This is a genomic window from Actinoplanes sp. NPDC023801 (genome assembly GCF_040639655.1).
In the GTDB taxonomy this organism is placed as follows: Bacteria; Actinomycetota; Actinomycetes; order Mycobacteriales; family Micromonosporaceae; genus Actinoplanes.
Map to the genome: position 1 here is coordinate 174,319 of NZ_JBFAAI010000006.1, position 17,599 is coordinate 191,917.

Annotated in this window: 11 protein-coding genes and 1 pseudogene; 2 read left to right on the plus strand and 10 right to left on the minus strand. The window is 68.5% G+C overall.

Features of this window, described 5'->3' with window-relative positions:
• Nucleotides 1-3,835: 3,835 nt before the first annotated feature.
• A pseudogene (locus tag AB0G04_RS14500) lies at nt 3,836-4,405 on the plus strand (hypothetical protein); the annotation flags it as partial.
• A gap of 1,192 nt (nt 4,406-5,597) precedes the next feature.
• Here the strand turns inward: AB0G04_RS14500 and AB0G04_RS14505 are convergent.
• The gene (locus AB0G04_RS14505) at nt 5,598-6,572 is read right to left on the minus strand and encodes a D-alanine--D-alanine ligase (RefSeq protein ID WP_360982017.1); all 975 of its coding nucleotides are present in this window, start codon (nt 6,570-6,572) and stop codon (nt 5,598-5,600) included.
• Nucleotides 6,569-7,882, minus strand: a complete 1,314-nt coding sequence (locus AB0G04_RS14510; RefSeq protein ID WP_360982019.1) for a PLP-dependent aminotransferase family protein — start codon at nt 7,880-7,882, stop codon at nt 6,569-6,571. The genes AB0G04_RS14505 and AB0G04_RS14510 overlap by 4 nt, the downstream gene beginning before the upstream one ends.
• A 162-nt stretch (nt 7,883-8,044) precedes the next feature.
• Here AB0G04_RS14510 and AB0G04_RS14515 point away from each other — a divergent pair, with 162 nt between their 5' ends.
• On the plus strand, nt 8,045-8,707 hold the full coding sequence (locus AB0G04_RS14515) for a GNAT family N-acetyltransferase (RefSeq protein ID WP_360982021.1): 663 nt from the start codon (nt 8,045-8,047) through the stop codon (nt 8,705-8,707).
• Nucleotides 8,708-8,721: 14 nt separating this feature from the next.
• Here the strand turns inward: AB0G04_RS14515 and AB0G04_RS14520 are convergent, their stop codons facing one another.
• The 8 genes from AB0G04_RS14520 to AB0G04_RS14555 form a co-directional block, all read right to left on the minus strand.
• Nucleotides 8,722-9,873: an N-acetylmuramoyl-L-alanine amidase gene (locus tag AB0G04_RS14520; RefSeq protein ID WP_360982023.1), complete on the minus strand. Its 1,152-nt coding sequence runs from the start codon at nt 9,871-9,873 to the stop codon at nt 8,722-8,724.
• A gap of 90 nt (nt 9,874-9,963) precedes the next feature.
• Nucleotides 9,964-10,287, minus strand: coding sequence for a thioredoxin (gene trxA / locus AB0G04_RS14525; protein WP_360982025.1), 324 nt, complete (start codon nt 10,285-10,287; stop codon nt 9,964-9,966).
• Between the two features lie 16 nt (nt 10,288-10,303).
• Nucleotides 10,304-11,263 carry a thioredoxin-disulfide reductase gene (gene trxB, locus AB0G04_RS14530; RefSeq protein WP_360982027.1) on the minus strand — a complete coding sequence of 320 codons (960 nt, stop codon included), beginning with the start codon at nt 11,261-11,263 and terminating at the stop codon, nt 10,304-10,306.
• 124 nt (nt 11,264-11,387) lie between these two features.
• Complete coding sequence (locus tag AB0G04_RS14535) at nt 11,388-12,344, minus strand: hypothetical protein (protein ID WP_360982029.1); 957 nt, start codon at nt 12,342-12,344, stop codon at nt 11,388-11,390.
• Nucleotides 12,341-13,021 carry an RNA polymerase sigma factor SigM gene (sigM, locus tag AB0G04_RS14540; RefSeq protein ID WP_360982031.1) on the minus strand — a complete coding sequence of 227 codons (681 nt, stop codon included), beginning with the start codon at nt 13,019-13,021 and terminating at the stop codon, nt 12,341-12,343. Before sigM ends, AB0G04_RS14535 begins: the two co-directional genes overlap by 4 nt.
• Before the next feature lie 112 nt (nt 13,022-13,133).
• Entirely contained in the window at nt 13,134-14,681 is a 1,548-nt protein-coding gene (locus AB0G04_RS14545) for a protein kinase family protein (RefSeq protein ID WP_360982033.1), read from the minus strand.
• Between the two features lie 247 nt (nt 14,682-14,928).
• Nucleotides 14,929-16,662 (minus strand): murein biosynthesis integral membrane protein MurJ, encoded by a 1,734-nt coding sequence (gene murJ / locus AB0G04_RS14550; protein ID WP_360982035.1) that lies wholly within the window; start codon nt 16,660-16,662, stop codon nt 14,929-14,931.
• Nucleotides 16,663-16,711: 49 nt separating this feature from the next.
• Nucleotides 16,712-17,590: a hypothetical protein gene (locus tag AB0G04_RS14555; protein ID WP_360982037.1), complete on the minus strand. Its 879-nt coding sequence runs from the start codon at nt 17,588-17,590 to the stop codon at nt 16,712-16,714.
• Between the last annotated feature and the right edge of the window lie 9 nt (nt 17,591-17,599).

Consider the following 17,599-nt stretch of genomic DNA (forward strand, 5'->3'; position numbering starts at 1 on the left):
GTTGCTCCGCATTGGCAGGGGGAACCAGCCTCTGCTCTGCCAGCCCGGTGAGCGCTCAGTCGGTAGATCGGTCCGTCCCTAGGCGGATTTCGGTGGCCAGTTGTTCCAGCCTTGCCGAGCCATACGCCGCGGTCGCCTATTGCCGGCTCTTAGTGGCACTGTTCGGGGCCTACGCGTCGGACCGACGTAGGTTTGATCGCTACTTCGATGGGGCTGGAGAGTCCGAAGGGAAGCGGAGCAGCCGACGACTGTTGATGACAAATCCTGGTCTGGAGTGAAGGCGAACCTATGTGCTGTGATGAGGGCCCAGTACATGCCTCTCCCCGGTCCGTATGCCGAGGGGGTCTCAGCCCGTGTGCGGTCGCCGGAACGCTCACCATCGCTAGCGGTTGGTTTGCTCCAGCGGGATGGTGCGATGCTGCCGCGGCCAAGGCGGTCAGGGGACGTTGAGAGCTCGATCTCCTACGTCGGCAAGGTGGCGATACTTGCGGCTCCGTGAGTGTTCCGCCGGAGGCTTGCCGACCGCCTGTCTACGTCCTTGTAGCTGCCAAGGTGGCTGATCTGTCCGTCGCTAGTAGCGGCGGAGCCTACCTCGGAGGCCCAGCTGTGGCTGGACGCGCGGCCTGACGGTTTCGCGTAGTAGGGCTCGCGGTGGTCCTTATGGCCCTCGCTCATACCGCAGTCGGATCCAGCTGAACTTGAACAAACGGTGAAGGGCACGCGCTTGGAGTGCTCGCGATGGGAAAACAGATCATGAGCTGATGGGACTGCATCAGATCCAGGCATTTCTTCCGAGCGGGGATGTGGTGTCTACGGTGTATACGGAGGACGGACATGACGCCGAGGCGCAGACGTGGCCTGTCGGACAAGGCGTTTGCCCGGCGACGTTTCACGTGAAACCCCGGGGCGCCTTGGACGGGCGGTTGCGGGGTCCCTAGGACGGGAGGCTTTTGGGGCTGGTTGGAGGGCTCGCATCGTGGCGGGCGATTCCACAGCCGACCTAGGGCGAGCGCAAAGGCGACGCAGGTGACGCGAACCTATGGTCGCGGAACAAGCCGGACCGTCCTGCACTGCAATGGGTAGACATGTGACAAGGTGCGCCTGAGGGCCGACGGTAGAGCAGCACGCACAGCAAGAGTCCCAAGGTCTTTGGACCGAACAGTGACCACTGAGCACCGAGCACCGCAGCCGGGGGCCGAGCGGACTTGCCTCGTCCGATTACTCATACGGCTTTCAATCGGTGGCCGATGGGAATCCGCAGGGCAAGTCTCGAAGTATTCGTGCCGCGCTCTTCTCCAGCCGCGACCGCGAAGCGCGGGGTCCGTGGGCGAGCAGGTACCGCGTTGCTTTTCTTGCGCGGGAGTGTCCGGCCGGGCGTGGCTGGCGGTTTAGTCAGCCGCTGGTACTTCTCTCGAGGTACGTCGTTCCGTTTCACGTGAAACGAAACATGCTCCTTGAAGTTGAGTGCCCGGTGCCCGGTGCCCGGTGCCCGGTGCCCGGTGCCCGGTGCCCGGTGCCCGGTGCCCGGTGCCCGGTGCCCGGTGCCCGTTTCACGTGAAACGGGCACCGGGCATGCGTGTCTCCATCCGAACGGGTCAAAGGACGGCGCACGTGGGCTCCCTCCGCGGAGTGAGGTTCCGGGCGAAGTGGTCGGCGATATGAGATGAGAGCGGCTTCTGCGTGACGTTGAGCCCGGCAGGTAGAGAGCTGCGATTAGTCGCCGACGCACTGAAAGGGGGGCATGGCGATGATCTCTAGCTCAGCGCAACGGCGTGGATTGAGCCCGATCTTCTAAGGTCGAGACCTGCTGCGCGGCCATGGCAGGGTTGAAGCGATGCCGAGGACTGGCCGCACTCCACACCTCTGTCGTCGTGCGTAGCTTCAACGAGTCGGATTGATTGGCGAAGGCTCTCGAGAAGGCGCCAGGTATTCGGGCACGGAACAACAGAGCTATAGAGCTATGGGTCGACGTGTGACGGGTGGGCTGCTTGGCTTGGACGGTGCGCCGGACGGTGCGCCGGACGGTGCGCCGGACGGTGCGCCATTTCCCACGCCGAGGGGCTAGAGGCTGGCTAGTCGACAGCATTCGGCCACTGAGGGCGTGAACCGTGGGCCGGACACCAGCCCAGCCGACCTGTTCGGATTCATCGTGGTGGGCACGACTCCTTTTGCGTCGTTGGCTGCGGCCGCGTTTGAAGTGGGCTCCGCTCTGTGGCACTGCCCAATGAGCCCGGCAGCTCTACGCCTGATGTTTGAGCAGTCGATGTCAACGGTCTCCGGAACGTATTAAGGAACAGCGGCCAATCTGGATTTCGACCATCCAGCACTACGTCACCGAAGTTGCGGCAAGATCGCGTAGGCCCAGACGTTGCCTCCAGCTCGTACAGCCCGGGCTGGCGAACTGGTCTGAGTAGAGCCTTTCCGATACACGCTAAAGGCTGGCCCGTCGTCTAGGCGCTATTGCTGACAGCAGCGGTTCGCTAGGCCGAACCATGCTGTGGGGATCGCGTTGAGACCGGCCCCGATGAAGGGCCTTGGTGGCGTCGAAGGCGGAGGCGTATGGCTCTACGGGCAGGCGCCATAACGCGCGGACGTCCCTCAGGCTCTGGCAGTGCCCGGTCCCACGCCGGGGAACACCAAGCCAGTTGGAATAGAGCCGGCGACGAAATGCTGATCAACACTTTGGCGAGAGGGCGAGAGGGCGAGAGGGCGAGAGGGCGAGAGGGCGAGAGGGCGAGAGGGCGAGAGGGCGAGAGGGCGAGAGGGCGAGAGGGCGAGAGGGCTTGTGCTTCGCGGACTGGGGCGTCATGCGGGGATAGCGATCAGACGTGAAGCTGCGGCGATGGAAGCCTTTGAGACCTGGTGGTCCGTAGTAGGTGGCCGATGCCAGCAGCGAGGACGGAACCGCGCCGGAGACTGCGGGCCGGGGCTGGTCGGTGCGGTCGCTGAGAAGAGCACCTAGCCCGTGCGGGGGTTTGGCTGGCGGAGCCAGCAACAATCCTGATGAGCAGTAGGGGGCCCGCTCACCGTTGAGGTGTGAATCTTCTTCTCATGAAGGTGAAGGTGGCCATGGCACTGCTGACGGGCGCCAAGGGGGCCGGAGTGCCGAACCAGGAGTTGCTAAACCATGGAGTGCCGAAGAAATGAGCAATGGCTGACGCTGCAGCGGAGGCGTTTTACCTTGCGGGCGGGACCGGGCGAGAGACCAGCTCCGACTCTCTCCAAGCAAGCTGGCACCTCGCGCTCTTCTGAAGGAGTGCGGTTGTTCCGCGACCGAGCCGACAGTCCGGACTCCTTAGGCGCGAGTGCCTTCGGCTCGCTGTGAGGACGACGGCCGCCGGCTGGCGTTCATGGGTGTCTTGGCTTCCCCCGCTCCTTGGTAGGTACTGCGTCGATCGCTGGAGGCGTGGCGACTTCGATCGGCGTGGAGGTCGCCTACGGCTTGGGGGTTGCCGGCTCGGCTCCAGGTTCGTTGCTACGGGGGTGTGGTCTAACGTCGTTCTCCGATGACAGACATGCGTGGGGGCCACTATCCACAACCTGTGTGTTGCGGCTGTTGATTCTGAGGTTGTCGCTGTTTCACGTGAAACGACGCCGATGTTGTAGGGGTCATCCACTGCTCTATCCACAGGGTGCACAAGCGTTCTACGTCGTGTTTCACGTGAAACGGGAGTGCCTGTGGATAACTCCTGTGGATAACTTTGGGGCGCGTGTGCGGAAGGCCTCATTTTCATGCTGGTCAACATGAAGAGGTCCCTCCGTCGTGCGAAATTGACCCGGGACAGGTGCAAGTGGGCTGGGCTAAGGTCACGTCGTGTCTGAGAACACCGCCCCTCTGCCCGACTTCACTCGCTGGCCCTCGTTTCCCTTCGAGGGGGACATGCGGGTCAAGAAGCTCGCTCCGCCGGTGGAGGTGGAACCGCCGCGGAGCGGGGAGGACGCCTCGGACTGCGTGGCTTGCGGTACGCCGGACGACTCCTACATCTGGGTCAATGAACGGTGGCGGGTACGGGCCATGGACCGGCCGACCGGTCTGCCGATGGTCCTCATCCTTGAGTGTCGTTCACACCTCGACCTGGGGGACCTTCCCAACCTGCTGGCCGCCGAGCTCGGTGTCATGACGGTTCGGCTCGAGCGGGCCATCCGGTCGCTTGACGGCGTGGCCCGGGTTCACGTGAATCGTTGGGGCGACGGCTCGGCGCACCTGCACATGTGGTTCCTGGCCCGGCCCTATGGCCGGCTGCAGTTGCGCGGGACCTTCCTGTCGCTGTGGGACGACATCCTGCCGGTGGTTCCGGAGTCGCAGTGGCGGGAGAACCTATCGCTCGTCGCCGCCTGGCTTGCTGACTTCGGGGGCACGGCCAACACTGAGCCGGCTCATATCCAATGGGAGTCGCCGGCCACCATCAACGTTCCGACCAGTATGGACATCGAGAGTGACGGCGGCCGTCGTCCATCGACGCTGGGCGACGTTGAGGCGGCCGAGGCGTAGAACGAAGCCGGAGTTGTGCAGAACCGGGCAGCCGAGAACGCAGTCAGGCCCTATGCGGAACATGGCAGCAAGGTCGTAGCCAGGCCTGTGCCGAACAGGGCACCAAGTCACCGCCATGGGAACATCCGGCTACGGACAGCTGCGCCGCCGGCGGATATCGGGTCGATGCTGCAAACGGGCCCAGAGGACGCGAGGCAAGCTGAGACCCGTGTGACCGGCTGAGCGTTTGGAACAAAGTCAGAGTCAAACTCGGACCAGCGTCGGTAGAACACGACGTGTTAGGACGGGCCTCGGCGGCAGGCGAGTCGGAGCGCTGGCGAAAGAGGCAGGACGGGCGCTGGCAAAGAGACCGGGCGGGCGCTGGCCAAGAGACCGGGCGGGCGCTGGCAAAGAGCCAGGACGGACGCAGATGAAAGAGGTGTAGTACGGCGCCGGCCAACAAAGTCAGGCCGAGGCGTCGACGGAAAGAGGCAGCCCAAGGCCACCCAGCAAGAAGGTAGGGCGAGGCGCCAACGGAAAGCAGGACGGGTCGATGGCAAGAGGTAGGACCGGACCGCCAGCGAAGAGGTAGGCCGGGCGCGGTCGGAAAAGCTAGGTCGAGCGCGATCGGGAAGAGGCAGGTCGGGCGCCGTCAGGAAGAGGTACGTCGGGCGCCGACGGGAACAGGTAACACGCGGCGCTGGCGAAAGCGGTAGGACCGGACCGCCGGGAAAAGGGTAGGACTGGCCGCCGGCGGAAAGCGGCAGGGCAGGGCGCTGACGGAATGAGATGGGACCCGGCGCTGCGTAGAGAGCCAGTACGGACGTCTACGGGAAGGAAACCACTGGGCACCGGGACGGGAAAGCAACCCGTTGCGCCCACCGAGAAGACTGGGCGCTGCCAGAGACTTGGGACGGGCCTTCTGCCGAAACAGCGAAAGAGAAGAAAGACAGGCGCCGCAGGAAGTCGGGACCGGCCCGCCCGCGGAGGGAATCAGGTCAGCGGGCAGGCAACCACGGACGGACACGACGCAGACAGGCGAGCCGAACACGAGCAAGCGGAACCAGGAAACAAAAAGGCCCGGCGAAGCCGCCGGGCCTTTCCGCGTACCGAAACCTGTGAACCGTCAGGACATCTGCCGAGCCACCGCACGCGACACCAGCGCACCCAGCACCGTCCCGAGGTCGGCGCCTGCCGCCTGTACCGCCAGCGGCAGCAGTGACGTCTCGGTGAGTCCGGGCGACACGTTGCAGCCGAGAACGTGCGGCTCCCCGTCGTCCGTGACGATCACGTCGATGCGGGAGAGGTCTCGCAGACCGAGGGCTTTGTAGGCCGTCAGCGCCGCCTCCGACACCCGGTCCGCGACTGCCGGTGTGAGGCGTGCCGGTACGTGCCATGTGGTGAGTCCGGCCGTGTAACGGGCCGCGTAGTCGTAGACCCCGTCCCGCGGCACGATCTCCACTATCGGCAGTGCCTCGGGACCGTTGCCGGTGTCGACGATCGAGACGGCCACGTTGGTGCCGGTCACGTACTGCTCGACGAGCGCGGTCGAGTCGTACGCGAAGCAGCCCACCATCGCGGCCGGCAGGTCGGCGGCGTCCCGTACGACGGCGGCGCCCAGTCCGGAACCGCCCTGTGCCGGTTTGATCATGAGAGGCAGTCCGAGCCGTTCGACGATCCGGTCGAGGACCGCGACCGCGCCCAGCTCGGAGAACCGGTCGTGGGGCAGCGCCACCCAGTCGGGGGTGGGGATGCCTGCCTCGCGCAGCATCGACTTGGCGGACGGTTTGTCCCAGGCGAGCCGGGCCGCGCGCGCATCGGCGCCGACGTAGGGCACCCCGCACAGGTCGAGCACGCCGCGCAGGGACCCGTCCTCGCCGGTGGCGCCGTGCAGGGCGATCACGACGGCGTCGGGCGGGTCGGCCTGCAGCGCGGGCAGCAGGGACACGTCGGCGTCGTGCATTTCGGCGGTCAGGCCGGTGGACCGCAGCGCGTCGAGCACCCGCCGGCCGGAACGCAGGGACACGTCCCGTTCGTAGGACAGCCCGCCGGCCAGGATCAGAACTCGCACTTCGTCACGCGTACCCATGGTGGTGATCATGCCAAGTCGGGACCAGGAGCGTCCGCGGTGGCCGGGCCCCGACGCCGTTGATGGCCCGGCTGGAGGCCGGCGCCGCCGAACACGGCGCGCATGGCCAGGTCCTGCTGCATGACGCCGGAGAGGCGCCGGACGCCCTCACGGAGCCGGTCGGGCGCGGCGAAGCTGAAGTTGAGCCGGATGTTGCCGCGGCCCGTGCCGTCGGCGTAGAAGCCGGTGCCGGGCACGTAGGCGACCCGGGCGGCGATGGCCCTCGGCATCATCGCCTTCGAGTCGAGGCCCTCCGGCAGGGTCAACCAGACGAAGAGGCCGCCGGTCGGGCGGGTCCAGGTGGTGCCGGCCGGCATGAGAGTCTCGAGCGCGCCGAGGAGGGTGTCCCGGCGTTCCCGGTAGATCTCGCGGTAGACCTTGATCTGTTCGCGCCACGGCATGGTCGTCAGGTACTGCGTGACGGCTCCCTGGGCGAACGCACTCGGGCAGAGCACGTTGGCCTCGCTCATCATGACCAGCTTCTCGCGTACGGCGTGCGGCGTGAGAACCCAGCCGACGCGCAGTCCGGGCGCGAACGTCTTGGAGAAGGTGGAGCAGTAGAAGACGCCGGTCCGGCGGCGGGCGCGCAGCGGCTGCGGTGCGTCGCCCTCGAAGGAGAGCAGGCCGTACGGGTCGTCCTCGACCACGAGCAGGCCTGCGCGCTCGCAGATGTCGAGGATCTGCTCGCGGCGCTCCTCCGACAGGGTGACACCGGCGGGGTTCTGGAAGGTGGGGATCGTGTACAGGAACTTGGCTCTGCGGCCGGCCCTGGCGGTCGCCTCGATGGCTTCCTCGAGTGCTGCCGGGATCAGGCCCTCGGCGTCCATTGCCACGTGCCGGACCTGTGCCTGGGCGGCCTGGAAGACGCCGAGTGCGCCGACGTAAGTCGGCCCCTCGGCGAGTACCACGTCACCCGGGTCCAGGAAGAGGCGTGCAATGAGGTCGAGGGCCTGCTGTCCGCCGACGGTCACCACCACGTCGTCGGGGGAGGCGTCGGTGATGCCGGACAGGCTCATCACCTCGCAGATCTGTTCGCGTAGCTCGATGGTGCCCTGGCCGATGCCGTACTGAAGGCTGGTGGCACCCTGCCGCGCGGCCAGCTCGCCGAGCATCTCACCGACCGCGTCGAGCGGCAGCGCGGCGATGTAGGGCGATCCGCCGGCCAGTGACACCACCTCGGGGCGGCTCGCGACGGCGAACAGGGCCCGGATCTCCGATGTGGTCATCCCGCGTACGCGTCGCGCGTACCGATCGGTGTAATCGTCCTGGGTCGTTCCGGTCATGCGGCTCTCACCTCTCTCAGAACAGTTCGTCGGCTACCGATCCTAGACCCGCCGGGCTCTTGCCCGACCTGCTCCCGTTCATGGTGGTTACAACGTAGGATTCGGCGGGGGCGCGGCGGCGTCCGGTCCGTGTTCCGTCTTCGAACTGCAAGGGGTCGGCACATGTCGCGACGCCTGGTCAATCTCACCCTCGACACGCTCGAGGACCTGCCCCGGCCGTGCCGGCAGTGTGTCTACTGGGAGTTGGACCCGGTCTCCGCGGAGCGGGCCTGCGCCACCGGTGATCCGGGCCTGGAGAAGGAAGCCTGGGTCTCGCAGACGCTCCTGGAGTGGGGTTCGTGCGGCAAGCTCGTGTACGTCGACGGGATGCCGGCCGGTTTCGTGATGTATGCGCCACCCGCCTATGTGCCCCGTGGCATGGCATTCCCGACCTCACCGGTGAGCGCCGACGCCGCGCTGCTGACCACCGCCACGGTGGTGCCCGCCTTCGCCGGTGGCGGCTTGGGCCGGATGCTGGTCCAGGGTGTCGCCCGTGACCTCACCAAGCGCGGTGTGAAGGCTGTGGAGGCTTTCGGCGACGCCAAGCCGGACGACAACGACGAGCAGTCGGCCTGTATCGCCCCGGTCGACTTCTTCCTGTCGGTGGGCTTCAAGACGGTCCGCCCGCACCCCCGTTACCCGCGGCTGCGGCTGGAGCTGCGGACGGCCCTGTCCTGGAAGTCCGACGTCGAGTACGCGCTGGAGAAGCTGCTCGGCTCGATGAGCCCGGAAGCCCTGCTGCGCCCGGTCCGCCCGGTCACCGCGACCAGGTCGGCCGACAACTAGCGCTACAAAGAGCGCTAGCTCTTGTCGGCGAGGGCCATCCGCAGCTGCCGGACGTCGATCGAGCCGGTGGGGACGTCCCGTTCGACGGGGAAGTACATCCGTTGCACGGCGGCGAGCAGCGCCTCGACGATCTGCTCCCGGGACATCGGGTCGATGAGGCGGACCCGGTCCACCGGCGAGGTCAGGTAGCCGATGTCGACCCGGACCGTGGGCATCCGGGTGAGACGCAGCAGGTCCCAGGTCTTGGCATGGGTCCGGCAGTCGTGCATGCCGGTCCGGACCACGATCTCCCGCTGTACGAGGGCGGCCAGCCGCTCGCCGACCGTGGAGCTCAGCCCGTTGCCGGTGCCGTAGTGGTAGGTCGCCACGCCTTCGGCCGCGGTGGAGGAGTGGCCGTCCAGGTGCAGCGAGATCAGCAGGTCGGCGCCGAGGGTGTTGGCGAGAGCGGCCCGTTCGGCGCCGCTCATCGGTGCGGCCGGCGACGGGCCACGGGTCAGGTGCACCCGCATGCCGGCCGCGGAGAGCCGGCCCTCGAGGCGGGACGCCAGGTCGAAGACGAGATCGGCCTCGTTCCACCGGAGCGAGCCGTCGGGCACCACCACGCCGGTGTCATCACCGCCGCCGTGGCCCGGGTCGATGACGATGGTCTTGCCGACCAGGTTGGGGCCGGACTGGCGGAACGCCTCGGCCTCGCGCAGCCACTGCGGGCGGCCGCCGACGACCTTACGGCCGAGCCGGCGCAGCGCCTTCATGGTCTGCGGGCCGCAGGAGCCGTCCTGGACGAGACCGATCTCGCGCTGGAACTGGGCCACCGCACGGGCGGTCCGGGCGCCGTAGACGGCGTCGGGACGGCCGGTGTCGTACCCCATCTCCAGAAGTCTCTCCTGAAGAGCGCGGACGTCCTCGCCGACGAGGGCGTCGGGCACCGAGTGGTACAGCGACCGGGAGCCGAGACGCCAGCGGGCCGCGTCCAGCGCACCCCAGGTCTCGTCGCCGACCATGCCGTCGACGCCGAGCCCACGATCCTGCTGGAAGGCACGGACCGCGGTTTCCAGCGCATCGTCGAAGACGTCCGGGTCGGCGTCGGCGAGCAATTCCAGGCCGACCAGGATCGACCGGATCTCGGAAACAGCCACACCGGTGTCTCCGCGTCGGATGGACCGCACTCACGACTCCCTAGGGCGAGAAAGGACACAACCTCCCGGAGAGTACGCCCCGCGGCCCAGTGCGGGCGCGGGGCGTTCACGACGGGGGTTCTACAGCGCCGTCTCGATGAACTTGACCAGGGCACTCTTCGGTTTGGCGCCGGTCACCGAGTTGAACGGCTCGCCGTCCTTGAAGATGGTCAGGGTCGGCACCGTCATCACGCCGTACGCCATGGCGGTCTCGGGGTTCTCCTCGATGTTGACCTTGACGATCTCCACCTGGTCACCCAGCTCGGCCGCGATCTCGGCCAGCAGCGGATCGACCTTCTTGCAAGGCACGCACCACTCCGCCCAGAAGTCGACGAGCACCGGCTTGCCGGACTTCAGCACGTCACTGGCGAAGGTGGCGTCGGTGACCACCTTGGTTGCTCCCACGAGGACCTCCCGGGTCTTACAGCTCTACGAATGAAGCGATGAAGCGCTCGGCGTCGAGCGCCGCGGCACAGCCCGTGCCGGAGGCGGTGATGGCCTGCCGGTAGGTGTGGTCGACCAGGTCACCGGCGGCGAAAACGCCGGGGACGTTGGTCCGGGTGCTGGGCGACTGCACCTTCACATAGCCCTCGTCGTCGAGCTCGATCTGCCCCTTGAAGAGCTCGCTGCGCGGGTCGTGGCCGATCGCCACGAACACGCCGGTGACGTCCAGAACCTTGGTCTCGCCCGAGTTGACGTCACGCAGGCGGACACCGACGACCTTGCCGTCGCTGCCGAGGATCTCCTCGACCACGGTGTTCCACTCGACCTTGATCTTCGGGTTGTCCAGCGCCCGCTTCTGCATGACCTTGCTGGCCCGGAAGCTGTCGCGGCGGTGCACGATCGTCACGGTCTCGGCGAACCGGGTGAGGAACGTCGCCTCCTCCATCGCCGAGTCACCACCGCCGACCACGACGATGTGCTGGTTGCGGAAGAAGAAGCCGTCACAGGTGGCACACGACGACACGCCGTGGCCGAGCAGCTCCTGCTCGCCGGGAACCCCGATCGGGCGCCACGCGGAACCGGTCGCCAGGATCACGGCGCGGGCGAAGAACTGCTGCTCACCGACCCAGACCGTCTTGAGGCCCTCGGTGCCGGCCTCGGTCGGCTTGTCGGTCAGCTCGACCCGGGTGACGTCGTCGGTCAGGAACTCCGCGCCGAACCGCTCCGCCTGGGCCCGCATGTTGTCCATCAGCTCGGGGCCCATGATCCCGTCCCGGTGTCCCGGGAAGTTCTCCACCTCGGTGGTGGTCATCAGGGCGCCACCGGAGTTCACGCCCTCGATCACCAGCGGGTTGAGGTTGGCCCGGGCCGCGTACAGCGCCGCGGTGTAGCCCGACGGTCCGGAACCGATGATGATCAGATTGCGGACCTCGTCCACTGCCGACTCCTCAGTCTGTTTTCGCCGCACGCGTTTAGGGCGGCGACACTGCACGCTAGAACGTCAAGCTGGCAACCGCCATTCCCCGGTGGGCCAGGTGTCCGACCTCACGTGGGGAGTCCGATCAGCGTACCGGCACCTGCTCCAGCACGGCCGCGCCCGCACCGGGCACGCCACACTCGGGACCCACGGCCCACACCCAGGTGCCGTTGGCCGCGGAGAACCGGACGATCACCGCGGGGGAGCCCTCGAACCGGGCATAGTCCACCAGCTCGACGGAGAGCAGACCGCCGTTCTGCCGGGAGATCGCCGCCACGCATTCGGCGAGCGCGGCCGGGCTGTCCAGACGGTCCAGACTGAAGACCGACATCGGTTCCTCGCCGGCGGCCGGAGCCGGTGAATCCATCGACGAGGAAGTCCGGGTCTGCTTCCCGGCCGCGTTCGCCAGCGTGCCGGAGGTGTAGTCGGTGCCGCTGCGTGTCGTCACGCCGTCCACCGCCGTGGTGCCGGTCATGACCTCGGCGTCGGAGTTCGCCGCGGACCCGGCTCCGGCCGCCGTCTGCGCCTTGTCCATCGCGTCCGACTCGAGGAACGAGGTCACCCCGACACCGGCGAAGGCGGCCACCGCGGCGGCGACAGCGATCGGTGCGGCCCACCGCCGCCGGCGACGGGCACTATCAAGATCAACAACCTTCGCGGGTACGGGCTCCGCGGACTCCTCCTCCGCGGGCCCGGTCCGGAGCAGCGCGGGCTCCTCCGCGGGCGTGGTCCGCAGCAGTGCGGGCTTCTTCTCCGCGGGCGTGGTCCGCAGCAGCGCGAGCTCCTTCTCTGCGGGCCCGGGCCGGAACAGCGCGTCGAGCCGGGCCGCGAGATCGTCGGGCATCGGCTCCGGATCGAACTCCCGCAGCACCGCGCCGACCGCGATCATGCCCGGCTCCAGAGCCTCGTAGGCGGCCCGCCACGCGGCGTCCGTGGCCACGAGACCGGCCACTCGCTCCTCGTCGGGGGTGCCGTCCAGAGCGCCACCGACATAGTCGGCGAGCAGGTCGATGTCGACCCCCTCGAACTCGGCGCCCGTCACCGCGGCTCCCTCCGCTCTTGCCCGGCCGGAAGCGTTCCCGCCGCTTCCGACCTGGATGGGACGGTCCCGCCGTCGTTCCGGTTCCCCCGCAGGTATCCGAGAGTCATCGCCATCTTCGCCCTGCCCCGGGCGCACCGGCTCTTCACGGTGCCCTCCGCCACACCGAGCATGACGGCGGCCTCGGCCACGCCGTACCCCTGGACGTCGACAAGCACGATGGCGGCCCGCTGTTCGGTCGGCAGAGCGGCCAGCGCGTCCCGCACGACGAGCACGGTGTCCTGGTCGGGCAGCGGCGCGGCCGGTTCGGGGCCGCCGGCGCGGTCGTCGTCACGGTGGCCGTCCGGCAGCGGGACCGTGGGATGGGCCTGACGGCGGCGGAGCCGGTCGAGGCAGGCGTTCACCACGATGCGGTGCAGCCAGGTCGTGACGGCCGCGTCGCCCCGGAACCGGGCCGCGTTGCGGTGTGCGTTCAGCAGGGCGTCCTGAACCGCGTCGGCGGCCTCCTCGCGGTCGCCGACCGTGCGCAGGGCGACCGCCCAGAGCCGGTCCCGGTGGCGGCGGACCAACTCGGCGAACGCCGTCGGATCACCGTCGACGTGGGCACGGATCAGATCGGCGTCGCTCGGCGCGGTCTCCGACCCGCCGGCGTCGCGACCGAAGCCGTCCCGGACTGTCACGCGAGCAATCTATTCCATCGCGGGTCCTCCGCCACGACCGCGATGGCTATTGATCCATAGAACGAGTGAGAGCCGGACCCGTGGGGCCCGGCTCTCACTCACACGCTGCGTGTCAGTAGCCGTACAGCTCGATCTCGTTGACGCTGACCTTGTAGCCGTCGCCCTCCTCGCTCGGGGGCAGCTCGGTCAGGAAGACCAGGACGTACTGGTATTTCTGGTTGGGGTCGAAGCCGGTGTAGATCCACTTCGTGCCGCCGCTCTTCTCCGGTTTCTCGTCGGAGAGCGACTTGAACTGCTGCAGCAGCTTCTTGTCACCGTTGGAGTTGTCGCCGGGGTCCTCGGTGCCGGTCCGCACGTCCATCGTCACGCCCGGCGCCGACGTCGCCACACGCACCTCGGACAGCGACCGCGGCTCACCCAGATTGATCAGGATGCCCATGCCGTCCTTCGTGTTACCGAAGTTGGCGCGGTTGTAGAAGGTTTGCGTCGACCAGCCGGTGTTCGAGTCGCCGTCGACGGTGAGCCGGGCCTCATCGGCGTCGCCGCGGTCACCCGGCGGCGGGTCGACCAGGCGCACCATGTCGCCGGTGATCTTGAGTGGGCTCGGTTTCGGCAGGGGCGGGGTCTCACCGTCGCTGTCACCTGTCGGTGCGACCGTCGGTGCACCCGCACCCGCGGTGTTGCTGGCGTTGCTGGTGTTGTTGATCGCCCGGATGCCGAAGACCAGGCCGATGATCGCGATGACGATCAGGGCGCCCACCCCGATCAGGATCTTCGGGGCGCTGCGCATCTGCTCGCCGGAGGACGACGAACCGCCGTGGACGAACCGCAGCGGGCCGACGTCCTCGAACTCCTCGTCCTCGGCGGCCGCGTCGAGCCGGCCCAGTTCCGCGGTGAGCGCGTCGGAGGCCGGCGCCGCCACCCGGCGGTCGAGCAGGTCCATGGTGAGATCGTCGAGGTACGCCGGGACGCCGGCCCGGATCTGCCGCGGGGCGGACGGGTTGCCGGCGCTGTCCCGGTTGGCGTCGGGCAGCGCGGAGCTGCCCACCTCGTTGTGCGGCCAGCGACCGGTGAGCGCGAAATACAGGACGCCGCCGACCGCACGCACGTCCGACTCGGTGCTGTCCGCCTCGTCGGCCCGCGCGTCGGCAAGCACGACGCGGCCGTCGTCGGCGATCAGCGTGCTGCCGGGGTGCACGTTGCCGTGCACCATGCCGGTGGCGTGCACGGCGGTGAGCGCGTCGGCCACCGAGTGCGCGATCGAGATGGCCCGGGCCGGGTCCAGCGGCCCCTCGGTGGCGACGAGATCACGCAGCGACTGGCCGTCGACCCACTCACGGACCACGTAGGCCCGCTGCTGCTCGTCGATCGCGTCGTAGACGCCGGCCAGGTTGGGGTGGATCACCCGGCTCGCCGCGACGGCGGCCTGGAGCATCTCGACGGCGGAGTCGCCGCCGGGGTGCCGGAGCACCATGGCGACCGGGCGCCGGAGGATGACGTCGATGCCGCGCCACACCTGCCGGCCGGCACTGTCGTTGTTGACGTGCTCTTCCAGCTGATAGCGCTCGGCCAGAACCTCACCGGCGGTGGGAGCACCGAAGGTCAAGACCGGTCCGGCCTCGTCGGCCGCGGTCTCGTGGCCTTCGCCGACCTGGGTCACCAGTCCTCCCTCGATGGTGCATTCCTCGGTGCAGGAAATCGTTCGCCGGTGCTGAAGTTCATCGGGCCGCCTCTCGGGCGTCCGGGACTGCGGGCTCCCGCGCATATGCCGACACCGACCATACCCGCACTCGGCCATCCTCCGGCAGGTCGTCCCCCCGGCGCGGCACCGGTGCCGGGCAACCCGCAGCAGGTGGCCGAATGCCGGATGAGTCAGGAATTACCTGTTCGGGGGGTATATCGGTGGATCAGCGCCCGATCTTCCGGCGGACCATCCCGATCACCTGGCTGACCTCCTGGACGCGCAGGACCAGCGCCGCGCCCAGATAGGCGACCAGGATCACGGCTCCGCCGGCCGCGAGCTGCACCAGCGCCTCGACCCGCCCGTCCGGCGCGCCCGAGCCGGGCAGCAGGCGCACCACGAGCAGTGCGAGCCCGGCCGCCACCCCGGCGGCCACCGCCACCTTGAGCAGGGCCACGAACACCGAACCGAGGTTCAGCCGGCCGATCCGGCGCCGCAGGACGGCAAGCGAGATCAGCGCGGACAGCAGGTAGGAGATGCCGTTGGCGGCGGTCATCCCGGCCGCGGTCAGGGATGCGTCGAGGACCGCGGCGAGCACGAAGTAACCGGCGATCCGGGCCGCCACCACCGGCAGGTTGATCAGCGCAGCCGTCTTGTTGCCCTGCAGGGCGTAAAAAGCGTTGGTGCAGAGGAAGCTGATCGACAGGGGCAGCACGGCGAACGCCGCGACGGTCAGCACCGTGCCCATGTCCAGCGCGTCCGCGTTCGTGATGCGCCCGCCCTGGAACAGCAGGACCGCGATCGGCCCGCCCAGCACGGCGTAGGCCACCACGATCGGGGCCAGTGCCGCGGAGACCAGCTTGATCCCACGAGTCAGATCGTCGCTGACCTCGCTCAGCCGGCCCTCGGCGGCGGCCGCGCTCATCTTCGGCAGCAGCGCCGTCATCACCGAGACACCGATGATCCCGTGCGCCATCATCATCAGCAGGAACACGTTGTTGAAGGCGAGCGCACCGGGGTTGTCCTTGCCGCCGGCGCTGTTCAAGGCCCGGACCAGCGCGAAGACCGCGATCTGGTTCGCGGCCACGTAACAGAGCATCCAGCCGGCCAGGTGCCCGATCTCGCGGAGACCGAGTTCGCGCGGGGCCCAGCGCCACTTCCACCGGAAACCGACCTTGCGCAGGGCCGGCAGCAGGCCGATCGCCTGCACCACCATGCCCAGCAGGGTGCCGGCGCCGATCAGCACGAGCTCGGCGTTGCTGATGTTCTCCGGGGTCAGTCTCTTGTCCGTCCCGAAGGCCAGCAGGAACACCCCGCACACCGCGATCACGACGATGTTGTTGAGGATCGGCGCCCACATCGGTGCGGCGAAGTGGCCGCGCACGTTCAGCACGGCGCCGATCAGCGCCGACACACCGGTGAAGAAGACGATCGGCAGGATCAGGTACGAGAAGTCGGTGACCAGGTCGCGGAAGGCCCGCGTGGTGCTGTCCCCGCTCGTCTGGATCGCCGTGATCAGCGGGGCGGCGAGGACCACCAGGGCGGTCGCCAGGCCGAGCATGACCACGGAGAAGGAGAGCAGGCGCTGGGTGAACTCCTGGCCGCCGTCCGGGTCGGCCTTGCGCCGCCGGACCAGCAGCGGGATCAGCACGCTGGAGAGAATGCCGCCGAGCAGCAGCTCGTAGATCTGACCGGGAAGGAACTGGGCACCGGTGTAGGCGTCACCGACCGCCTCGCCCAGGACCATGCCGATCAGCGCGTTGCGGACGAACCCGATGATCCGGCTGACCAGGCTGCCGACCGCCATGATCGCGCTCTGGCCGGCGGTGCTCCCGCCACCGGTCTGTCCGGGTTGTTCCGCCGGGGCCGGTTCCTCGACCGAGACGACGGTCACGCCCTCCTGTGCCGGAGGCCGACCGTCCGGCGCCGCGTGCGTACTGCGGTACAGGCCGCCGTTCACCCAAGCCTCCCGAACCCTGCCGATGATGGAGCCACCATAAAGGCAGAAGTCACACGTGGTGACGCAGGAGGGTGCCGGGTTCCGCCCCGGCCAGGGTCTCGACCATCCAGCACGCCTCGAGCGGGACCAGAGGCTCACTCAGCGCATCCAGCACGGTCGGATGATCACAGCCCGCCTCGGTCAGTGCACCGAGCAGAGCCGGCACCCCCTCCAGGTCACCCGAGTCGGCGATCCGTCTGGCCAGGGGACGCGTCCCGGCGTACGCCTCACTGTGTGGCAGCAGTGTGAGAACGGCGCTCGCGCGGCGTACCAGATCGGTGAGGTCCTCATGGGGGAACCGGGAGGCCGTGCGGACCTGGAGCCGCGCCTCGGCCGGTGCGCTCAGGTCCGCGATCGCGGCCTCATCGAGGACCTGCGGTGACGGCACCGGAGGCACCGGCCACCATCGCTCGTCGGCGAAGAGCGGCAGCGGGGCCTGCTCGGGCCCGCTGACGACGACCGCCGGGACCTCCCGGCGCAACGACCGGTACGCCGCCTCGCGTATCGCCGCGATCCCGGCCGGATCGTCGTCGGCGCCGGCCGGGGCGAACGGTGACAGCAGCGCCACCACCAGCCCCGGATGCGGCAGCATCGGATCCTCCAGCGCGATCACCCGGGCGAAGGACTCCAGTTCCGACCACCGCAGCGCGGCCGGGTAGGGACCGTCGGCGGGCGCCCAGCCCAGCTGGACCGGCTCACTGGAGGCCGGCCGCCGCAGTCCGAGGTGCCGGTCGCCGCCGGTCAGGTCGATGTCGAGCACCAGCGAGTAGCCGCCCACCACCGGGAACGAGACGTGCAGCTGCTCCGGCAGGTCGTCGGCGCCGGTCGTCCCGCCGGTCCAGAAGGCGGGGTCCTGGGACAGCAGGCGGAGAACCTCGGAAACCGGCATGTCGCCATC